This window comes from Streptomyces pseudovenezuelae (assembly GCF_001513955.1).
In the GTDB taxonomy this organism is placed as follows: Bacteria; Actinomycetota; Actinomycetes; order Streptomycetales; family Streptomycetaceae; genus Streptomyces; species Streptomyces pseudovenezuelae.
In genome coordinates this window covers 732206-750674 of record NZ_KQ948149.1, presented here as the reverse complement: position 1 = coordinate 750674, position 18469 = coordinate 732206, and the positions used below count along the sequence as shown (strand labels likewise).

Genomic DNA, 18469 nt, shown 5'->3' with positions numbered 1-18469 from the left:
GGCAATGCGGGAATTGGCCCGGACCGGATCACCCCGGCGTGCGCCCCGCGCTGACACACCGTCAGTCCTCGTGTCCCAGCCGGAGATCCCGCTCCGTGCGGCCGCCTCCGGCCACCTGGAGGGCGGTGGCGACCGGCGGGTAACCGGCGGCGACGACCGTGTACTCGCCGCCGGTCAGGTCGGCGAAGCGGAAGGTGCCGTCGGGGCCGGTCGTGAGGGTGTCCACCACGTTGCCGGCGACGTCCAGGAGTGTCACGCGCGCGTCCTCGACGGATCGTCCGCCACCGGCCCGCACGGTGCCGCGCAGCACCGCGCCGCCCGCGAGTTCGACGTCCTGGCGGGTCTCCCGGGAGGCCCGGACGGTGATGGGGAGCGCGGCGGGGCGGAACGCGGGCGCGCCGGCGGCGAGGGTGTACTCCCCCGCGACCAGTTCGGTGATGACGTAGGCGCCCTCCGGTCCGCTGCGGGTGGTGGCGACGACCTCGCCGCGCGCGTCGGTGAGGGTGACGGTCGCGTCCGGCAGGGGGCCGCCGTCGGTGAGCACCCGTCCCGAGAGCCGTCCGGCGCCGCCGAGGACGAGGTCCAGTGCGACGGGGTGCTCGTCGACCGTCACGGGGACGGCCTGCGGCTGGTGACCGCTCGCGGCGGCGATGAGGACGTACGACCCCGGTCCGGGCGTCCACAGCGCGAACCGTCCGTCCCCGTCGCCGGCCCCGCGCCCGATCTGGGCTCCGGCCACGTCGATGAGGGTGAGGGCGGCCCCGGGTACGAGGGTCCCGTCGGAGTGGCGCACCGTGCCGCGCACGGGGACCGCGGAGGTGTGCGGCGACCGGGCCTGCGGGATCGGGGCGGTCTCCGTGTCGGCGGAGTGGGACACCAGCGGTTTCTCCTTGAGGAAGAAGGCGATGAGCAGACCGAGGACGAGCACCGGCACGAGGTAGAGGAAGATCCTCGGCATGGCGTCGGCGTAGGCCCGGATGTAGCCGTCGCGCAGCGCCGGGGGCAGACCGTGGACGAGCTGCGGGGTGATGGACTCGGGGTCGGGCAGCCCGTTCGCGGTGGGGAGTCGCCGCTCCAGTGCGTCCGCGAGCCGGTCGGCGAAGAGGGTGCCGAAGATCGCCGCGCCGACGCTGCCGCCGATCTGCCGGAAGTAGTTGTTGGCGCTGGTGGCGGTGCCGAGGTCGGCGGGGCGCACGGAGTTCTGCACGGCGAGGACCAGCACCGGCATCACCATGCCGATCCCGGTGCCGAGGACGGCCATCCAGATGCTGTAGTGCAGCCGGGGCGTGTCCACCTCCAGGTGGGACAGCAGCCACATGCCGACGGCGGAGAGGGCGCTGCCGAGGATCGGCCAGATCCGGTAGTGCCCGGTGTGGGTGATGAGCTGGCCGGCCACGACGGAGGCCCCGACGATGCCGGCCATCATGGGCAGCATCAGCAGGCCCGACTCGGTGGCGCTCGCGCCGTCGACCATCTGCAGGAAGGTCGGCAGATAGCTGGCGGCCCCGAAGAGCGCGACGCCGATCACCAGGCCCACCAGGCCGGTGACGTTGAAGACGGAGTCCCTGAACAGCCGGAGCGGGATGAGGGGTTCGGCCGCGAAGTGCTCGGCGACCAGGAAGAGGACGGTTGAGGCGACCGCTCCGGCCCCGAGGCCGACGATCGTCCGGGAGTCCCAGGGGTACTCGGTGCCGCCCCAACTGGTGAGCAGCACCAGGCAGGTGGAGGCCGCGGCGAGCAGCAGCGCGCCGGGCAGGTCGAGCCGGGGCCGCACCCGCGGCTTGGGAAGCTTCAGTACGGCGGTGACGACGGCCAGGGTCAGCAGCCCGAAGGGCACGTTGACGTAGAAGCACCACCGCCAGGACAGGTGGTCGGTGAACCAGCCGCCGAGCAGCGGGCCCGCGACGGAGGCGAGTCCGAAGGCGGCGCCGATCAGGCCCATGAAGCGGCCGCGCCGCCGGGGCGGCACGATGTCGGCGATGATCGCCTGCACACCGATCATGAGGCCGCCCGCACCGGCGCCCTGCACCGCGCGGAAGGCGATCAACTGGTCCATGGTCGTGGCCCGTCCGGCCATCGCGGAGCCGGCGACGAAGACGACGATCGCGAACTGGAAGACGCCCTTGCGGCCGAGCAGGTCGCCGAGCTTGCCGTAGACCGGCAGTCCGATCGTGGCGGTGAGCAGGTAGGCGGTGATCGCCCAGGACATCCGGTCCAGGCCGTGCAGTTCACCGACGATCCTGGGGAGCGCGGTGGCGACGATCATCTGCTCCAGCGCGGCGAGGAGCAGCGCGAGCATCAGCCCGAAGAAGATCAACCGCACCCGGCGCGGGCCGAGTTCGACGGCCGGGGCGGGGGCTTCCGGTGGCGCTTCGACCCGTTCCTCGTGCGTCGCAGTCGTCACGCCCACGTCCCGCTCCCCTCGTCGCGCCTGCCCCGCATTTCCCGCATAAGGCGACAACTACGAGCAAGCGCGACGAGTTACGGCACTCCGGTGGACCGTACGGAGATCCACTCGATCCGGTGATCGAGCACAACGTCCGCCCGGCGCCGGTGACTTACTTCTCGACCTCGGCGGCGAGGCGGTCGAGGAGGGAGTCGTAGATCCGGCCGAGACCCTTGGGGGCGAAGGTCTTCTCGAAGAAGCCGCCGATACCGCCGGCCCCCTGCCAGGTGGTGGTCACGACGACCCGGGACTTGCCCTCGCCCGCCGGGGTGACCCGCCAGGTGGTGACCATGGAGGAGTTGCGGTCCTTCTCGACGAGCTCGCCGTCGGTGGGCTCGGTGACCTCCAGGAGGCAGTCGCGCACGCGCTTGCTGGTGGCCTGGAGCTTCCAGTGGACGAGGGTGCCCTCGCCGTCGCCGCCCTCGCGCACCTCGTACTCGCTGAACTGCTCGGGCAGCACCTTCGACCGCGTGCCGCTGTAGTCGGCGACGGCGTCGAACACCTTCTCCGCGTCCGCCGCGACGATCCGCTCCGTAGTGGCCTCGACCTGCGCCATCGACTTCCTCCAGGACTTCGGTTTCTCGGGTTCTCGGGTTGGGGGCAAGCCAACCACCCCCGCCCACGGCCGCCCAAATCGGGGTTGCGCAGAAATTCGAACAAGTGTTTCACTCGGTGGGCAGTGCTACCGAGGAGGCCTCATGCGCTGGGAGAACCTCACCGAGTCCGCGGAACACGGACGGGCCGACGCCGCCCTCTTCGGCGCCGACGCGGTGGTCAGCCGTACCTTCGACACACCCGAGTTCGCCGGGATCACGTTCCACGAGATCCGGGCCCGTTCGATCATCAACCGGGTGCCGGGCGCCTCCCGCATGCCCTTCGAGTGGACGGTGAACCCGTACCGCGGCTGCTCCCACGCGTGTGTGTACTGCTTCGCCCGCAAGACCCACAGCTATCTCGACCTGGACACCGGTCTCGGCTTCGACTCGCAGATCGTGGTCAAGGTGAACGCCCCCGAGCTGCTGCGCCACCAGCTGGGCTCGCGCCGCTGGACCGGCGACCACATCGCGATGGGCACCAACGTCGACTGCTACCAGCGCGCGGAGGGCCGCTACCGGCTGATGCCGGGCATCATCGCCGCCCTGCGCGACCACGCGAACCCCTTCTCGATCCTGACCAAGGGCACGCTGATCCTGCGCGACCTCGACCTGCTGAGGCAGGCCGCCGCGGTGACGGACATCGGCATCTCGGTCTCGGTCGGCTTCACCGACCCGGACCTGTGGCGCACCGTGGAGCCGGGCACCCCCGCTCCGGAGCGCCGCCTGGACGTCGTACGGACGCTCGGCGAGCACAGCATCGGGTGCGGGGTGCTGATGGCGCCGGTGATCCCGTTCCTGAGCGACCGGCCGGCGCAGCTGCGGGCGACCGTGCGCGCGATCGCCGCCGCGGGGGCCACCTCGGTCACCCCGCTGGTGCTGCATCTGCGGCCCGGCGCCCGCGAGTGGTTCATGGCCTGGCTGAACCGGGAGCACCCGTATCTGGTGCGCCGTTACGAGCGGCTCTACGCGGACGGTTCGTACGCCCCGAAGTGGTACCAGCGCCGGATCACCCGTCAGGTCCATGAACTGGCCCAGGAGTACGGCATCGGTCCCGCGGGCGCGGGGATGCCCCGGCGGATCCGGGAGCCGGAGCCCGAGGCCGAGCCGGTGTCCGGGCCGACCCAACTCACGCTGATCTGAGAGCGTTCGAGCGCATCGGACTGCCCAATCGGGTCAACTATCGCCATAACACGTTCTTCCGGGCACACACTCCGGGACGATGCGGCAGGGACCGTGACCCTCGCGGTCCGGAACCCTCCGTCCTGGGAGGACCCCATGAGAAAACGCGCAGCCGTGCTGTGCGGCGCCGCAATCGTCGTGGCCGGGACCTTCACCGCGGTCCCCGCCGAGGCCGGCACCCCGCAGCACACCCAGCCCTCCTTGACCGCTCGTGCCGCGAAGCTCACCTGGAAGAAATGCGGCACCACCGACCACCCGACCCTTCAGTGCGCGTCCCTCAAGGTGCCGCTCGACCACGCGAACCCGCGCGGGCAGCAGATCACCCTCGCGCTGTCCCGGGTCCCGCACACCGCGAAGAAGTACCAGGGCCCGCTGCTGGTCAACCCCGGCGGTCCCGGCGGCAGCGGCCTGACGTTCGCCGGGTTCATCGCCTCCGGCCTGCCCAAGGCCGTCGCGGCCCAGTACGACGTCATCGGCTTCGACCCGCGCGGGGTGGGCGCGAGCAAGCCCGCCCTCGACTGCGTGCCGGGCCACTTCGCCCCGGTGCGCCCGGACTCCGTGCCGAGCACACCCGCGATCGAGAGGGCCAACCTCCAGCGCGCCCGGTCCTTCGCCGCCGCCTGCGGCCGGAAGTACGCGAGCGTGCTGCCGTACATCGACACCCTCAGCGCCGTGCGGGACATGGACGCGATCCGCCGGGCGCTCGGCGCCGAGAAGATCAACTACTTCGGCTACTCGTACGGCACCTATCTGGGCGCGGTCTACGCGAAGCTCTTCCCGCACCAGGTGCGCCGCCTGGTCCTGGACTCGATCGTGGACCCGACCGGCGTCTGGTACGACGACAACCTCACCCAGGACTACGCCTTCAACGACCGGCACCGCGCGCTGATGGCCTGGATCGCCAAGTACGACGCGACCTACAAGCTCGGCACCGACCCGGAGAGGATCGAGGCCAAGTGGTACGCGATGCGGGCGGCCCTGGCCAGGAAGCCCGCGGACGGCAAGGTCGGCGCCTCCGAACTGGAGGACACCTTCATCCCGGGCGGCTACTACAACGGCTACTGGCCCTACCTGGCCGAGGCGTTCTCGGCGTACGTGAACGGCAAGAACGCCGACCCGCTGGTCGAGGCGTACGAGAACTTCGCCGCGATCGACGCCTCCGGGGACAACGGCTACAGCGTCTACACCTCCGTGCAGTGCCGTGACGGCTCCTGGCCGCGCGACTGGCGGCAGTGGCAGCGGGACAACTGGGACGTGTACGAGAAGGCGCCGTTCATGGCCTGGAACAACGCCTGGTACAACGCCCCGTGCGCGTTCTGGCCCACGAGCTCGCTGAGCCCGGTGAACGTCGCCAACGGCAAGCTGCCTCCGGTGCTGCTCTTCCAGGCGACGAACGACGCGGCCACCCCGTACGAGGGCGGCGTCACGGTCCACCGGCTGCTGGCGGACTCCAGTCTCGTCGTCGAGGAGGGCGGCGGGAACCACGGGATCACGCTCAGCGGGAACGCGTGCCTGGACAAGTACCTGGCCGCGTACCTGACCGACGGGAAGGTGCCGCGGGGCGGCGGTGAGGCCGACGCGGTGTGCAAGGCGCTGCCCGATCCGAAGCCGCTGACCTCCAAGGCCGCCTCGACGTCCGCGCGCGGCGCGACACTGCACAGGCTGCTCGGCTCCCGCGGCTGAGCGTCCGGGGCGCCCCCGTGGCCCAGCACTCCCACGCGGTGCTGGGCCGCGGCCGGAGCGACCGTCGTCCAGGCGAGTGCCTAGAGTGCCGCCATGGACGACGATCGCCTTCTCATCCGCCCGATGGCCCTCGCCGACTGCGACCGAGTGGCGGAGATCCGGGTCCGCGGCTGGCAGAGCGCGTACCAGGGTCTGATCCCGCGGTCGTACCTCGACGCGATGAGCGTCGCGCGGGACGCCGAGCGCCACCGCGCCCGCTTCGGGCAGGGCGACGGCAGCGTGGTGAACCTCGTGGCCGAGCGGGACGGCGAGGTCATGGGCTGGGCCTGTCACGGCCCGTACCGGGACGGCGAAGTGCGCACCGCCGACGCCGAGTTGTACGCCGTCTACGTGGACCCGCGGTGCTACGGCACCGGCATCGGACACGCCCTGCTGCTCGAAGCCCTGGGAAACCGCGCGGCCCTGGGCCACGACCGCATGTACCTGTGGGTGCTCAAGGGCAACAGCCGTGCCCGCCGCTTCTACGAGCGGGCGGGCTTCGAGACGGACGGGGCCGAGGAGCCCTTCGAGGCGGACGGCGTCCCGGTGCCGGAGGTGCGGTACGCGCGGACACTCGGCCCGTGACAGCTCACCGCTGCTTCGGAATCCGCGCGAGCGCGTGCACCGCCGCCTCCGCCAGCGACGGATGCGCGAGAGCCTCGTGCAGTACGGGTCTGGCGCGGGCGTCGGCCAGGGTGCCGAGGCCCTCCACGCAGGCGAGCGCCACCCGGCGGTAGGGGTCGTGCGGGCGCAGCCGGCGCTCCAGTGTGGTGATGAGCGCGGGTACGGACTCGGGGGCGCGCAGTTCGGCCAGCAGCCGGACCGGGTGCAGGGCGTAGGCGACCCGGAGTTCGTTGGTGGCGAGGGCGGCGGCCGCGCGGGCCGTGCGCGGGTCGTCCAGCCGGGACAGGGCGTACGCGGCGGCGGCGCAGCGCGGTGGATCGCGGTGGTTGAGCAGCAGGACGAGGGACTCGAAGGCCCGGCGGTCCCCGGCGAGGCCGAGCCGGAACGCGGCCAGCTCCCGGGCCCACAACGGCTGTCCGGGTTCGGTGAGCACTCCGGCCAGCTCGTCCGGGTCCTCGGTCACCACCAGCCGGTCGAAGGCGGCCGACCCTCCTGACTCCCGCCGCAAACGCTCCGTGAGTGATCGCAACTCTTCGTCCATGAACCCGAGGTTAGGGGGCCTGCCCGGGGCGCGGGACGTACATCACAAATCCGGGGGCTGGCGCGCTCGTTACCCACCGGTTAAGCTCAGACGAGCGAGTTACCCACTCGTGGAACTCCTTGCGGTGGCCTGGTGACGCAGCCGCCGTGAGAGCAGTCGGTTCGGTACCTCGGGTACCACCAGTACGACCCGGCCTGGGACAGGGCCGGTCGGATCCACCGTTCTCCGGGCCTGTGCAAGGCCCGTGACGACGGCCCGGGCGTGTGCGCTCGCAGCCCGGCAACACCCGCATCCAGCAGTTTTCCACGCACCCGGTGCGCCCCTCGGCGTACCGGGTCGCGCTCCCAGTCGTCACCCTCATTCCTGGAGTTCCGCGATGGCCACTCCCCTGTCCGACCCCTCCCTGTCCCCGCTCAAGACGGTCGCCGTCGTCGGCCTCGGCACCATGGGCACCGGTATCGCCGAGGTCCTCGCCCGGGCCGGCCGCGAGGTCGTCGGCATCGACATCAGCGAGGCGCAGGCCGCCAAGGCCGTCGCCACCCTGGAGACCGCGACCGCCCGTGCCGTGGAGCGCGGCCGGCTCACCGAGCAGGAGCGGGCGGACGTCCTCGCCCGCATCCGCACCTCCACCGACCTGCGCACGGCGGCCGACGCCGACCTCGTCATCGAGGTCGCTCCGGAGTCGTACGAGATCAAGCACCAGATCTTCCGTGAACTGGACGGGATCGTGCGGCCCGAGACGATCCTCGCGACCGGCACCAACGCCCTGTCGGTGACCCGGCTGGCCGCCGACTCGGCGCGCCCCGAGCGGGTGCTGGGCCTGCACTTCTTCAACCCGGCGCCCGCGATGAAGCTGGTCGAGGTCGTCTCCTCGGTGCTCACCGCCCCGGCGGCCGTCACCGCGGTCACCAACCTCGCCCTCGACCTCGGCAAGGAGCCCGTCGCGGTCGGCGACCGGCCCGGTTTCGTCGCCGACGGGCTGCTGTTCGGCTACCTCAACCAGGCGGCCGCGATGTACGAGGCGAAGTACGCCTCCCGCGAGGACATCGACGCGGCGATGCGGCTCGGCTGCGGCCTGCCCATGGGCCCGCTCGCCCTGCTCGACCTGATCGGCGTCGACACCGCGCGCACGGTCCTGGAGGCCATGTACGCCGAGTCCCACGACCGGCTGCACGCTCCCGCCCCGATCCTCAAGCAGCTCAGCGAGGCGGGCCTGACCGGCCGTAAGTCGGGACGCGGCTTCTACACGTACGAGGCTCCGGGCAGCGCGGCGGTCGTGCGGGACGCGCTGACGCCCCTGGAGAGCTCCGAGAAGGCCGCGGGCCGCGAGGTGCGCTCCGTCGGTGTCGCCGGCTCCGGGACGATGGCGTCCGGGATCGCCGAGGTCTTCGCCAAGGCCGGGTACGAGGTCGTGCTCGCCGCCCGCAGCGAGGAGAAGGCGCAGACGGCCAAGGCCCGTATCGGCAAGTCTCTTTCACGCTCTGTCGACAAGGGCCGGATGACCGCCGAGGCGGCCGCGCAGACCCTGGACCGGATCACCGCGGCGGGCTCGTACGAGGCGTTCGCGGACGTCGACCTGGCCGTCGAGGCCGTCGCCGAGGACCTGGAGATCAAGCAGCAGCTGTTCCAGACGCTCGACAAGGTCTGCAAGCCCGGCGCGGTCCTGGCCACCACGACCTCCTCGCTGCCCGTCGTCGCCTGCGCCCGCGCCACCTCGCGCCCGCAGGACGTGATCGGCATGCACTTCTTCAACCCGGCGCCGGCGATGAAGCTGGTCGAGGTCGTCCGCACGGTCCTGACGGCCGAGGACGTCCACGCCACGGTCCGCGAGGTCTGCGGCAGGATCAAGAAGCACGCGGTGGACTGCGGGGACCGGGCCGGTTTCATCGTGAACGCCCTGCTGTTCCCGTACCTCAACAACGCGATCAAGATGGTCCAGGAGCACTACGCCTCCCTCGACGACATCGACGCGGCGATGAAGCTGGGCGGCGGCTACCCGATGGGCCCCTTCGAGCTGCTGGACGTCGTCGGCCTGGACGTCTCGCTCGCGATCGAGAAGGTCCTGCACCGAGAGTTCCGCGACCCGGGTCTGGCTCCGGCCCCGCTCCTGGAGCACCTGGTGGCCGCGGGCTGCCTCGGCCGCAAGACCGGCCGTGGCTTCCGCGAATATGCCCGCCGCTGAGCACGCCGGCGACTGGTTCACCGACGGCGAGGACTGGGGCGGACTGCTCGATCCGGGCAGTCCGCCCGCGCCCGCGGGACCCGGCGCCTGGCCGCCGGCCCCGGGCCGGACAAACCCCGGACACGCGCACCAACCTGCGCACATGCAGTACGTTCGGGTCATGCCCCAGCCCGCCAAGTCGTCCCGTACACCAGCCACGCCCGACGTGCCGGAGAGTGCCGCAGGCAATCGTGCGGCCGCCCAGCGGCTCAAGATGCGCCGAGAGCTGGCCGCCGCCGCGATGGAGCTGTTCTCCACCAAGGGGTACGAGGCGACGACCGTCGACGAGATCGCGGCCGCGGCCGGTGTCGCCCGCCGCACCTTCTTCCGCCACTTCCGCTCCAAGGAAGAGGCGATCTTCCCCGACCACGACGACACCCTGATCCGGGCGGAGGCCGTGCTGAACGCGGCCCCCGCGCACGAGCACCCGCTCGACACGGTGTGCCGCGGCATCAAGGAAGTCATGAAGATGTACGCGGGCCGGCCGGAGATCTCGGTCGCCCGCTACAAGCTGACGCGCGAGGTGCCGACGCTGCGGGAGGCGGAGATCGCCTCGGTGGCCCGCTACGAGCGGCTGTTCACGCGGTATCTGCTCGGGCACTTCGACGAGCACGCCCACGACGACGACGCGAACGACGATCCCCTGCTGGCGGAGGTCGCCGCGTCGGCCGTGGTCACGGCCCACAACCATGTGCTGCGTCGGTGGCTGCGGGCCGGCGGCCAGGGTGACGTGGAGGCGCAGCTGGACCACGCCTTCGCGATCGTGCGCAAGACGTTCGGGACGGGGATCGGGGCGGGGCGGGACACCACGACCGCGACGCGGCCGGCTCCCGCCGCGGTGACGTCCCAGGGCGAGGTCCTGGTGACCGTCGCCCGCACCGACGCGCCGCTCGACGAGGTGATGCGGGCCATCGAGCAGGCCCTCAAGGAGCGCTGAGCGGCTCTCGACGCTGTGATGACGGCCACCCTTCGGGGTGGCCGTTTTGGCACGTCAGAGACCCTTTTCAGGCGGCTTTCAGACCCCGTTCGATCGATCATCGCTCATTTGTTACGTAAAGATTTCATCTGAGGGCAATCTCTGGCACTCAGTGCCTTGCATGGTGGCACGCGGTGTCTTACGTTGAGGGGAGTCCGGGCGGCCGGCGTGCAGAGACCATGCGTACGCCGGCTGTCCCAGCAAGTCATCGACCTGCCCGCCCGGACGCCTGCGTCACAGGCAACCTCCCGCGCCACAAAGCGCTGCCGAACAGCAAGACCGCCGAACCGACGGCACCGACGTAACCCTCAGCGTCTCCCCTCAAGACGCCATTCGCCGGAGGCAACACCGTGACCGTGAAGGACATCCTGGACGCGATCCAGTCGCCGGACTCGACGCCGGCCGACTTCGCCGCCATGCCGCTCCCCGACTCGTACCGCGCGATCACCGTGCACAAGGACGAGACGGAGATGTTCGCGGGTCTGGAGACCCGCGACAAGGACCCGCGCAAGTCGATCCACCTCGACGACGTGCCGCTGCCCGAGCTCGGCCCGGGCGAGGCCCTGGTCGCCGTCATGGCATCGAGTGTCAACTACAACTCGGTGTGGACCTCGATCTTCGAGCCGCTGTCGACCTTCGGCTTCCTGGAGCGCTACGGCCGCACCAACGACCTGGCCAAGCGACACGACCTGCCGTACCACATCATCGGCTCCGACCTCGCGGGCGTCGTCCTGCGCACCGGCCCCGGCGTCAACGCCTGGAAGCCCGGCGACGAGGTCGTCGCGCACTGTCTGTCCGTCGAGATGGAGTCCTCCGACGGCCACAACGACACCATGCTCGACCCCGAGCAGCGCATCTGGGGCTTCGAGACCAACTTCGGCGGCCTCGCCGAGATCGCGCTCGTCAAGTCCAACCAGCTGATGCCCAAGCCCGACCACCTGTCGTGGGAGGAGGCGGCCGCCCCCGGCCTCGTCAACTCCACCGCCTACCGGCAGCTGGTCTCCCGCAACGGCGCCGGCATGAAGCAGGGCGACAACGTCCTGATCTGGGGCGCGAGCGGCGGCCTGGGCTCGTACGCCACGCAGTTCGCGCTGGCCGGTGGCGCCAACCCGATCTGTGTCGTCTCCAGCGACCAGAAGGCGGACATCTGCCGGTCCATGGGCGCCGAGGCGATCATCGACCGCAACGCCGAGGGCTACAAGTTCTGGAAGGACGAGCAGACCCAGGACCCCAAGGAGTGGAAGCGCTTCGGCAAGCGCATCCGCGAGCTCACCGGCGGCGAGGACATCGACATCGTCTTCGAACACCCGGGCCGCGAGACCTTCGGCGCCTCCGTCTTCGTCACCCGCAAGGGCGGCACCATCACCACCTGCGCCTCGACCTCGGGCTACATGCACGAGTACGACAACCGCTACCTGTGGATGTCCCTGAAGCGGATCATCGGCTCGCACTTCGCCAACTACCGCGAGGCCTGGGAGGCCAACCGGCTCATCGCGAAGGGCAAGATCCACCCCACCCTGTCGAAGGTCTACTCCCTGGAGGAGACCGGCCAGGCGGCCTACGACGTGCACCGCAACCTCCACCAGGGCAAGGTCGGCGTGCTGTGCATGTCCCCCGAGGAGGGCCTCGGCGTGCGCGACGAGGAGAAGCGCGCCCAGCACATCGACGCCATCAACCGCTTCCGGAACATCTGAGGAGCGCTGAATGACTGAGCGTCAGCCCGCCGACAGCAAGCGGGAGAAGGACCGGCCGTGGCTCATGCGGACCTACGCCGGTCACTCCACGGCCGAGGCGTCCAACGAGCTGTACCGGCGCAACCTCGCCAAGGGGCAGACAGGGCTCTCCGTGGCCTTCGACCTGCCGACGCAGACCGGCTACGACTCCGACCACATCCTCGCCCGCGGCGAGGTGGGCCGGGTCGGCGTGCCGATCGCGCACCTCGGTGACATGCGCCGGCTGTTCCAGGACATCCCCCTGGAGCAGATGAACACCTCGATGACGATCAACGCCACCGCCATGTGGCTGCTGGCGCTCTACCAGGTCGTCGCCGAGGAGCAGGGCGCGGACATCACCCAGCTCCAGGGCACGACCCAGAACGACATCGTCAAGGAGTACCTGTCCCGCGGGACGCACGTCTTCCCGCCGGAGCCGAGCCTGCGTCTGACGACCGACATGATCGCGTACACGGTCTCCCACCTCCCGAAGTGGAACCCGATCAACATCTGCAGCTACCACCTGCAGGAGGCGGGCGCCACGCCGGTCCAGGAGATCGCGTACGCGATGTCGACGGCGATCGCGGTCCTGGACGCCGTCCGGGACTCGGGGCAGGTGCCACAGGAGCGCATGGGCGACGTCGTCGGCCGGATCTCCTTCTTCGTGAACGCGGGAGTCCGGTTCATCGAGGAGATGTGCAAGATGCGCGCCTTCGGCCGCATCTGGGACCAGGTCACCCGCGAGCGCTACGGCATCGAGAACCCCAAGCACCGCCGCTTCCGGTACGGCGTCCAGGTCAACTCCCTCGGGCTGACCGAGGCGCAGCCGGAGAACAACATCCAGCGGATCGTGCTGGAGATGCTGGCCGTCACCCTCTCGAAGGACGCACGCGCCCGTGCCGTGCAGCTGCCGGCCTGGAACGAGGCCCTGGGCCTGCCCCGGCCCTGGGACCAGCAGTGGTCGCTGCGGATGCAGCAGGTGCTGGCCTACGAGAGCGACCTGCTGGAGTACGCGGACATCTTCGAGGGCTCGCACGTCGTCGAGGCGAAGGTGAGCACGCTCGTCGAGGAGTCGCTCGCGGAGATCGAGCGGATCCAGGAGATGGGCGGCGCGATGGCCGCCGTCGAGTCGGGCTATCTGAAGTCGCAGCTCGTCTCCTCGCACGCCCAGCGGCGGGCCCGGATCGAGTCCGGCCAGGAGAAGATCATCGGCGTCAACATCTTCGAGACGACCGAGCCGAACCCGCTGACGGCCGACCTGGACACCGCGATCCAGACGGTGGACCCGGCCGTCGAGGCCCGTGTGATCGCCGGGCTGCAGAACTGGCGCGACACCCGCTACCAGCCGCCCTTCAACCACCCGCGCCCGTGCAAGGCGCTGGAGAAGCTGAAGGAGGCCGCCAAGGGCACGGCCAACCTCATGGAGGCCACCCTGGAGTGCGCCCGCGCGGGTGTCACGACCGGCGAGTGGGCCGGGGCCCTTCGGGAGGTGTTCGGCGAGTTCCGGGCGCCCACGGGCGTCTCCTCGGCGCCGGTCGCGGTCCCGGCGGAGGCCGGCTCGGCCATGGCGGACGTGCGCCGCCGGGTCGAGCTGACCGCCAAGGACCTCGGCGTGGGCAAGCTGCGCTTCCTGGTCGGCAAGCCGGGCCTGGACGGGCACTCCAACGGGGCCGAGCAGATCGCGGTGCGCGCGCGTGACGCCGGCTTCGAGGTGGTCTACCAGGGCATCCGGCTGACCCCGGAGCAGATCGTGGACGCGGCCCTCGCCGAGGACGTGCACGCGGTCGGCCTGTCCATCCTGTCCGGCTCGCACGCCCAGCTGGTGCCGGACGTCCTGGAAAGGCTCCATGTGGCAGGCGCCACAGAGGTACCTGTCATCGCCGGTGGGATCATCCCCCATGGAGACGCCGAACAGCTCAGGGCTGCCGGCGTGGCCGCGGTCTTCACCCCGAAGGACTTCGACATCACCGGAATCATCGGCCGCATCGTCGACGAGATCCGGAAAGCGAACAAGCTCGACCCCCTGGAGGTCCCCGCATGACCACGCCCGTCAACCGTCTGCGTCCGCGACGCTCCTGTCTCGCGGTCCCCGGGAGCAACCCCCGCTTCCTGGAGAAGGCGCAGGGCCTCCCCGCCGACCAGGTCTTCCTCGACCTGGAGGACGCGTGCGCCCCGCTCGCCAAGCCCGAGGCGCGGCACACCATCGTCAAGTTCCTCAACGAGGGTGACTGGACCGGCAAGACGAGGGTCGTGCGCGTCAACGACTGGACGACCGAGTGGACGTACCGCGATGTCGTCACGGTCGTCGAGGGGGCCGGCCAGAACCTCGACTGCATCATGCTGCCGAAGGTGCAGACCGCCGAGCAGATCGTCGCACTCGACCTCCTGCTGACCCAGATCGAGAAGACCATGGGCTTCGAGGTCGGCAAGATCGGCATCGAGGCGCAGATCGAGAACGCCCAGGGCCTCAACAACGTCAACGAGATCGCGACCGCCTCCCAGCGTGTCGAGACGATCATCTTCGGCCCGGCCGACTTCATGGCGTCCATCAACATGAAGTCGCTGGTCGTGGGCGAGCAGCCGCCCGGCTACCCGGCGGACGCCTACCACTACATCCTGATGAAGATCCTGATGGCCGCCCGCGCCAACAACCTCCAGGCGATCGACGGTCCCTACCTGCAGATCCGCAACATCGACGGTTACCGCGAGGTCGCCCAGCGCGCCGCGGCCCTCGGTTTCGACGGCAAGTGGGTGCTGCACCCGGGCCAGGTCGAGGCGTCCAACGAGATCTTCTCGCCCTCCCAGGAGGACTACGACCACGCCGAGCTGATCCTGGACGCGTACGACTACTACACGTCCGAGGCGGGCGGCAGGAAGGGCTCGGCGATGCTCGGCGACGAGATGATCGACGAGGCCAGCCGCAAGATGGCGCTGGTCATCTCCGGCAAGGGACGCGCGGCCGGCATGCAGCGCACCTCCAAGTTCGAGATCCCGGAGGCCTGAGCATGCAGTTCGGACGCACCTACGAGGAGTTCGAGGTCGGGGCGGTCTACAAGCACTGGCCCGGGAAGACGGTCACCGAGTACGACGACCACCTCTTCTGCCTCCTGACCATGAACCACCACCCGCTCCACATGGACGTCAACTACGCCGAGAAGACGACGGACTTCGGCAAGAACGTCGTGGTCGGGAACTACATCTACTCCCTGCTGCTCGGCATGTCGGTGCCGGACGTCTCCGGCAAGGCGATCGCCAACCTGGAGATCGAGTCGCTCAAGCACGTGGCGCCGACCTTCCACGGCGACACGATCTACGGCCAGACGACCGTGCTCGACAAGTGGCCCTCCAAGTCGAAGAACGACCGCGGGATCGTCTACGTCGAGACCAAGGGCTACAAGCAGGACGGCACGCTGGTCTGCGTGTTCCGCCGCAAGGTCATGGTGCCCACCGAGACCTACATCAAGGAGCGCGGCGGCGAGCAGCCCGGCCGCCCGGAACTTCAGGAGGGCTGAGCCCGATGGCACGCCTCGCCCAGACCGCCGGTCTGACCGACATCCAGCAGGAGATCCTCTCCACCGTCCGCGACTTCGTGGACAAGGAGATCATCCCGGTCGCGACCGAGCTGGAGCACCGCGACGAGTACCCGCAGCAGATCGTCGACGGGCTCAAGGAGTTGGGCCTGTTCGGCCTGATGATCCCCGAGGAGTACGGCGGTCTGGGCGAGTCCCTCCTGACGTACGCGCTGTGCGTCGAGGAGATCGCCCGCGGCTGGATGTCGGTCTCCGGCATCATCAACACCCACTTCATCGTGGCGTACATGCTCAAGCAGCACGGCACGCAGGAGCAGAAGGACCACTACCTGCCGCGCATGGCGGCCGGCGACATCCGGGGTGCCTTCTCGATGTCGGAGCCGGGTCTCGGCTCGGACGTGTCCGCCATCACCTCCAAGGCGGTCAAGGACGGTGACGAATACGTCCTCAACGGCCAGAAGATGTGGCTGACGAACGGCGGAACGTCAAGTCTGGTCGCCGTTCTCGTCCGAAGTGATGAAGGACACCCCGAGGGCACCGCGCCCCACAAGTCGATGACGACCTTCCTGATCGAGAAGGAGCCCGGCTTCGGAGAGGTCCGCCCCGGCCTCACCATCCCCGGGAAGATCGACAAGATGGGTTACAAGGGGGTCGACACCACCGAGCTGATCATGGATGGCCTGCGACTTCCGGCCGATCGGGTGCTCGGCGGGGTCACCGGCCGAGGTTTTTACCAAATGATGGACGGAGTGGAAGTCGGGCGCGTCAATGTGGCGGCGCGTGGCTGCGGTGTCGCTCAGCGTGCCTTCGAGCTGGGCGTCCAGTACGCCCAGCAGCGTCACACTTTCGGCAAGCCGATCGCTCAGCACCAGGCGATTCAGTTCAAGCTGGCCGAGATGGCTACCAAGGTCGAGGCCGCGCATGCGATGATGGTCAACGCGGCTCGCAAAAAGGACTCCGGTGAGCGAAACGACCTTGAGGCAGGGATGGCGAAGTACCTCGCCTCCGAGTACTGCAAGGAGGTCGTGGAAGACGCCTTCCGGATCCACGGCGGCTACGGCTTCTCCAAGGAGTACGAGATCGAGCGCCTCTACCGTGAGGCTCCGATGCTGCTGATCGGTGAAGGTACCGCCGAGATCCAGAAAATGATCATCGGTCGCAGGCTGCTCGAAGAGTATCGGTTCCAGGGCTAGATGTCCGGATACGGGGTGTTTTCTTGGAGAAGAAGATCACACCCCGTCAACACGGTTCAGCCGCCGACTCGGCTTCCTGGCTTGCCCAGTTGTGGCCCGCGACCGGTACGATCCCGGAAAGCCGCCGTCCCCCGTCTAGTGCGCGGCATCATCCGCTACGAAGGTCATCCATGCCCCACAGCCAAACCTCTGCACATCGCGACAGCCTGGCAGGCGTACGCCTCGCGCGCGGAGCATCGCCGTGGCTCCTCCCGACCGTCGCCACCGCAGCACTGAGCCTGGTACGCGCGCGCAAGTCCGGCGCCGCCAAGGCCGTCGCCGTGCCCGCCACCGCGCTGGCGGCGGGCATGCTGTGGTTCTTCCGCGACCCCGAGCGCGAGATCGCCCCGGGCCGGGTCATCTCGCCCGCCGACGGTGTGGTGCAGAGCATCATGCCGTGGAAGGACGGTCGCACCCGCGTCGCGATCTTCATGAGCCCGCTCAACGTCCACGTCAACCGCGCGCCGCTCTCCGGCACGGTGACCTCGGTCGAGCACATCCCCGGCGGGTTCGTTCCGGCGTTCAACAAGGAGAGCGAGAACAACGAGCGCGTCGTCTGGCACTTCGACACCGAGCTCGGTGACATCGAGATGATCCAGATCGCCGGCGCGGTGGCCCGTCGCATCGTGCCCTACATCCCGCAGGGCACGAAGGTCGAGCAGGGTGACCGTATCGGTCTGATCCGCTTCGGCTCGCGCGTCGACATCTACCTGCCCGAGGGCGTGGACGTCGCGGTCGAGGTCGGCGAGAAGACGGTGGCTGGGGTGACTCGCATTGACCGTGATTGATCCCGAGACCCAGGCGGGCTGGGTGCCCGAGGCCGACGAGGTCGACGACGAGGAGGAGATGCCTCTTTCTCTCCGCCTCTCGATAGCGGACACCCTCACCCTCGGCAACGCCACGTGCGGCTTCATGGCGGTGTACTTCACCACCACCGGCATCCTGATCCCGCACCTCACCGACAGCCAGGAGTCCGGCATGGCGCGCAACAGCGCGGCCACGGCGGTCATCCTGATGCTGTGCGCGGCGGTCTTCGACCTCTTCGACGGCCTGGTGGCGCGCAAGCTGCGCTCCTCGCCGATGGGCGCCGAGCTGGACAACCTCTCCGACCTGATCAGCTTCGGCCTCGCGCCGGCCTACTTCGTGCTCGTCTACGGCATGGTCGCGGACGACGCCTCGCAGCGGGTGGCGGCGGTGGGGGCCGTGGTGGTGCTGCTCGCGGTGGTGCTGAGGCTGGCGAGATTCTCCTGTGTCACGCCCGCGAACGGCATGTTCCAGGGCATGCCGTCCCCGTTCGGCGCGCTGACGGTGGTCGCGATCGTGCTCCTTGAGCTGCCCTTCGTGGCGACGCTCCTGGCGATCCTGGGCACCGCGTGGCTGATGGTGAGCCGGGTGGAGTACCCGAAGCCGCGGGGGCGGCTCGCGGGGGCGATGCTCGCCTGGATCGTGCTGGCGATGGGTCTGCTCGCGGCGTGGGCGTTCGGCGCCCCCAGCGGCCAGCTCCTCCTCCAGACCGGCTGCGCCCTGCAGCTCGTCATGGGCGCGGTGATCCCGCTGTTCGCCACGGCCCGCCGGGTGAACAACTTCCGCGGCAACAGGCGCGAGGCGCGGGCGGCGCAACTGCCGTAGCGCTGAGCCGTTGTGCTCCCGAGGGGCCCGAACCGGTGACGGTTCGGGCCCCTGGTCGTGT

The 18469-nt window shown here is 69.7% G+C and carries 15 protein-coding genes; 12 read left to right on the top strand and 3 right to left on the bottom strand.

Annotation, left to right across the window (positions count from 1 at the left end; genetic code table 11):
- Positions 1–61: 61 nt before the first annotated feature.
- Entirely contained in the window at positions 62–2410 is a 2349-nt protein-coding gene (locus AQI94_RS27525) for an MFS transporter (protein WP_031042101.1), read from the bottom strand.
- Positions 2411–2558: 148 nt separating this feature from the next.
- Positions 2559–3002, bottom strand: coding sequence for an SRPBCC family protein (locus AQI94_RS27520; protein WP_007385839.1), 444 nt, complete (start codon positions 3000–3002; stop codon positions 2559–2561).
- 142 nt (positions 3003–3144) lie between these two features.
- Here AQI94_RS27520 and AQI94_RS27515 point away from each other — a divergent pair, with 142 nt between their 5' ends.
- The 3 genes from AQI94_RS27515 (at position 3145) to AQI94_RS27505 (ending at position 6528) form a co-directional block, all read left to right on the top strand.
- Entirely contained in the window at positions 3145–4182 is a 1038-nt protein-coding gene (locus tag AQI94_RS27515; protein WP_031042097.1) for an Rv2578c family radical SAM protein, read from the top strand.
- Between the two features lie 135 nt (positions 4183–4317).
- Complete coding sequence (locus AQI94_RS27510; protein ID WP_031042094.1) at positions 4318–5904, top strand: alpha/beta hydrolase; 1587 nt, start codon at positions 4318–4320, stop codon at positions 5902–5904.
- 93 nt (positions 5905–5997) lie between these two features.
- Complete coding sequence (locus AQI94_RS27505) at positions 5998–6528, top strand: GNAT family N-acetyltransferase (RefSeq protein WP_031042092.1); 531 nt, start codon at positions 5998–6000, stop codon at positions 6526–6528.
- Between the two features lie 4 nt (positions 6529–6532).
- On the opposite strand, the gene AQI94_RS27500 is transcribed toward AQI94_RS27505, so the two are convergent.
- Entirely contained in the window at positions 6533–7108 is a 576-nt protein-coding gene (locus AQI94_RS27500) for an adenylosuccinate lyase (protein ID WP_031042089.1), read from the bottom strand.
- A gap of 376 nt (positions 7109–7484) precedes the next feature.
- Between AQI94_RS27500 and AQI94_RS27495 the strand changes: the two genes are divergently transcribed.
- The 9 genes from AQI94_RS27495 to pssA all read left to right on the top strand — a co-directional run bounded on the left by AQI94_RS27495 (position 7485) and on the right by pssA (position 18408).
- On the top strand, positions 7485–9290 hold the full coding sequence (locus AQI94_RS27495) for a 3-hydroxyacyl-CoA dehydrogenase family protein (protein ID WP_031042086.1): 1806 nt from the start codon (positions 7485–7487) through the stop codon (positions 9288–9290).
- 160 nt (positions 9291–9450) lie between these two features.
- Positions 9451–10266, top strand: coding sequence for a TetR family transcriptional regulator (locus tag AQI94_RS27490; RefSeq protein ID WP_037941867.1), 816 nt, complete (start codon positions 9451–9453; stop codon positions 10264–10266).
- 395 nt (positions 10267–10661) lie between these two features.
- On the top strand, positions 10662–11999 hold the full coding sequence (gene ccrA / locus AQI94_RS27485) for a crotonyl-CoA carboxylase/reductase (RefSeq protein ID WP_031042082.1): 1338 nt from the start codon (positions 10662–10664) through the stop codon (positions 11997–11999).
- A 10-nt stretch (positions 12000–12009) separates the two neighbouring features.
- Positions 12010–14058 (top strand): protein meaA, encoded by a 2049-nt coding sequence (locus AQI94_RS27480; protein ID WP_031042079.1) that lies wholly within the window; start codon positions 12010–12012, stop codon positions 14056–14058.
- Positions 14055–15020: an HpcH/HpaI aldolase/citrate lyase family protein gene (locus tag AQI94_RS27475; protein ID WP_031042076.1), complete on the top strand. Its 966-nt coding sequence runs from the start codon at positions 14055–14057 to the stop codon at positions 15018–15020. The genes AQI94_RS27480 and AQI94_RS27475 overlap by 4 nt, the downstream gene beginning before the upstream one ends.
- A gap of 2 nt (positions 15021–15022) precedes the next feature.
- The gene (locus AQI94_RS27470; RefSeq protein WP_007385824.1) at positions 15023–15529 is read left to right on the top strand and encodes a MaoC family dehydratase; all 507 of its coding nucleotides are present in this window, start codon (positions 15023–15025) and stop codon (positions 15527–15529) included.
- Positions 15530–15534: 5 nt separating this feature from the next.
- Positions 15535–16740, top strand: coding sequence for an acyl-CoA dehydrogenase family protein (locus AQI94_RS27465; protein ID WP_031042073.1), 1206 nt, complete (start codon positions 15535–15537; stop codon positions 16738–16740).
- 170 nt (positions 16741–16910) lie between these two features.
- Positions 16911–17567, top strand: a complete 657-nt coding sequence (locus AQI94_RS27460; protein ID WP_031042072.1) for a phosphatidylserine decarboxylase — start codon at positions 16911–16913, stop codon at positions 17565–17567.
- 22 nt (positions 17568–17589) lie between these two features.
- Positions 17590–18408, top strand: coding sequence for a CDP-diacylglycerol--serine O-phosphatidyltransferase (gene pssA / locus AQI94_RS27455; protein ID WP_031042070.1), 819 nt, complete (start codon positions 17590–17592; stop codon positions 18406–18408).
- Positions 18409–18469: the final 61 nt, after the last annotated feature.